The 2609-nt window shown below is 66.8% G+C and carries 2 protein-coding genes; both read right to left on the bottom strand.

The annotated features are described in order from the left end of the window. Positions 1 to 305: 305 nt before the first annotated feature. The gene (locus I2E26_RS04730; RefSeq protein WP_195419806.1) at positions 306 to 1091 is read right to left on the bottom strand and encodes a 4Fe-4S dicluster domain-containing protein; all 786 of its coding nucleotides are present in this window, start codon (positions 1089 to 1091) and stop codon (positions 306 to 308) included. A gap of 44 nt (positions 1092 to 1135) precedes the next feature. Next, on the bottom strand, positions 1136 to 2344 hold the full coding sequence (locus I2E26_RS04735) for a DMT family transporter (protein WP_195419807.1): 1209 nt from the start codon (positions 2342 to 2344) through the stop codon (positions 1136 to 1138). Positions 2345 to 2609 lie beyond the last annotated feature (265 nt).

The following is a 2609-nucleotide window of genomic DNA, read 5'->3' on the forward strand; positions in this document are numbered from 1 at the left end:
AGCCCGAGCCGCAGCCGCAGCCGCAGCCCAAGCCCGAGCCGCAGCAGCCCGCGCGCCCCGGCGGCCTTCCCACAACCGGCGACATGGCCGCCTTCGCAGGAATCGCGGCGGCCGCCGGTTCCGCCGCGGTCTACGCCGGCCGCAAGCTGAAGCGGCGTCGCTAGCCGCACGCGCGCCCCACGACGCGCGAGCCGCCTCGATCGCGCGGACGCGCGCATGAGAAATAGCCCCGTTCCTCCCTCCTGGAGGAACGGGGCTTTTCGGTCTCTTTCAACATCGAGCGCGCAGGCGCTTCCGATGCCGCCTTACAGCAGGTAGCTCTCGCAGCGCTTGGCGCATTTGAGCGCAAAGGCCTTGCGCGCCACCGCCAGCTTCAAGCCGCCGCCGATCTCGCGGGCGCCGCGATGGCAGGCAGCGACGCAGCGCATGCACGAGATGCAGCGCTCCTCATCGGTGTCCTCGGGATGCTCGGGATCGATCGCACCCACGGGGCACAGCGCCGCGCACGCGCCGCACTGGACGCAGCGATCGGCCTGGCAGACCGGATGGAACGGCACGCCGTCGTACGCACGGTACGGCCACGCTCCCGGAACCTGCGCCAAGCGCGCGTCCTCGACGCACGGCGCGGCCTCGAGCGCGGCGCGCACGCGCTGGGCGAGCTGCTCGACCGCCGCCAGGTCCTGGGCGTCGGGACGCCCCTCTGCCACGTTGGTCATAAGAGAATGATGGGCCACCACGGCGGCACCGCCCACGGGCACGATCCCCTGCGCGTCGAGCGCATCGGCGAGCTCGATAAACGTATCGTCGACCGCGCGGTTGCCGTAGGTGACCAGCATGACCGCGGGCACAGGCTCGCTCGCGCGCCCCATCGAGGCCAAGCGCTCCAGGAAGGGCGCGGGCACGCGACCGCCATAGGATGGAACCGCGCACACCAGCAGCTCGCCGGGGCGGGCGGCATCGAGCTCGCATGAACGCGGCGTCGCGTCGACCAGCTTGAACGGCGCCTCGATAGCCTTGCAGAAAGCCTGCGCCACAGTCTTCGTCGTACCCGCGCCCGTAAAATACAGCGCGCGCACCGAATCGATCTTCATACCATCACGTCGTTTCAATTAAAACGCTAACCCACGCAGGCGCTTTATGCGCGCTTGCGCTCCGGCAGCCACTTGGCCAGGAAGCTGAAGTGGGTCTCGGACAAAACGATAGACAAGAAGATGAGCGCGAAGCCCAAGATAAGCTTGCCGGTAAGCACCTCGCCCGCCACGAGCACCGAGAACAGCACACCGAAGGGGCTTTCGAGCGACAGCAGCAGCGAGCCCGTCGCCGGCGGCACGTGGGACAGCGCCTGGTTCTGCAAAAGCAGGCCCACCGTGGTGCACATGACCGCGAGGAAGGCCAGCTGCCCGATGGTGCCGGGCGTCCACATAGCGGCCGGAACGGCAGGCTCGAAGAACGCGGTGGTGATCAACGAGAACGTTCCCACGAACAGGAACATCCAAAACGTCAGGACGCTCACGTCGCGGGTGCGCCCCACATGGCCCACGACCGCCATATCCAGCGCGAAGAAGCCGGCGCCCACCAGGGTGAGCAGGTCGCCGCGACCGATGGAGAAGTCGTCGAGCGCCACGAAGCCCACACCCACCAGGCACAGCACCGCAGCGGAGATGTGCCACTTGGTGATGCGCTCGCGGAACAGGATGAACGCGATGAACGGCACGAGGATGCAGTACGTGCCGGTGAGGAAGGCGTTCTTACCCGGCGTGGTATCCACCAGGCCGAGCGTCTGCGTTCCGTACGCCGACCAGATGACGCAGCCCATCAGCAAGCCGATTCCCAGGTATTCCAGATTGAAATGCGCGCGAATACGCTTATGGAAGATGGCGAACATGATGGCCGCCGACGGCAGGAAGCGGCAGGCAAGCAGCATGTAGGTGGGAATGGTGTCGAGCACCGTCTTCATGGTGAGGAACGAATAGCCCCAGATGAGGGCCATGGCCACCAGCATGAGCTTCCAGAACAGCGGCGAGCGCGCACCCGCGCCGCGCAGCGCGCCCGGCGCGCGGTCCTCGGGCGGCACCGGCACGCTGTCGCGCGTCTCGTCTACCAGCGACGTCCACTCCGCTTCGACGTCATGGGCATTCGCGGTCTTGCTGCCACGTGCTTCGGTTTCGATCATCTCTTTCAACGAACTCCACGCCTCGCTTTCCCCTTCGTAGCGCACCCCCGACCGGCATGCGCAGGCATACTTCCATGTTCCACCCGGATGGGCCTTCTTCAGCGCGCGCACCTCTTCGACCGTGCGCGGCTCGCGCGCCGACTCGCGCGCATCGGGTCGATCGTCTTCCATAGGCTTCTCCCCTGCGCCTCGCGATCCTGCCGGGCACCGGAGCGCAAGCGCGCGCAGGCGCCCGGCAGATCCGTGCGAACCTTGGTGTTAGCACGAAGAATGTACCACGCTGAGCTGGGGTTTCTCAATCCATCTGAATAAAGCATCCGCCGTTCGGCGCACGCCTCCCTCAAGCGCAGACGCTCGCCGCACGCGGCCCCGCGGGTTAAAAAACCCTCCTGCCCCAACGGGGACAGGAGGGAAAAAGGGGGACTATGCAGTCGAC

Origin of the sequence: Collinsella sp. D33t1_170424_A12, assembly GCF_015554865.1 — a bacterium.
In the GTDB taxonomy this organism is placed as follows: Bacteria; Actinomycetota; Coriobacteriia; order Coriobacteriales; family Coriobacteriaceae; genus Collinsella.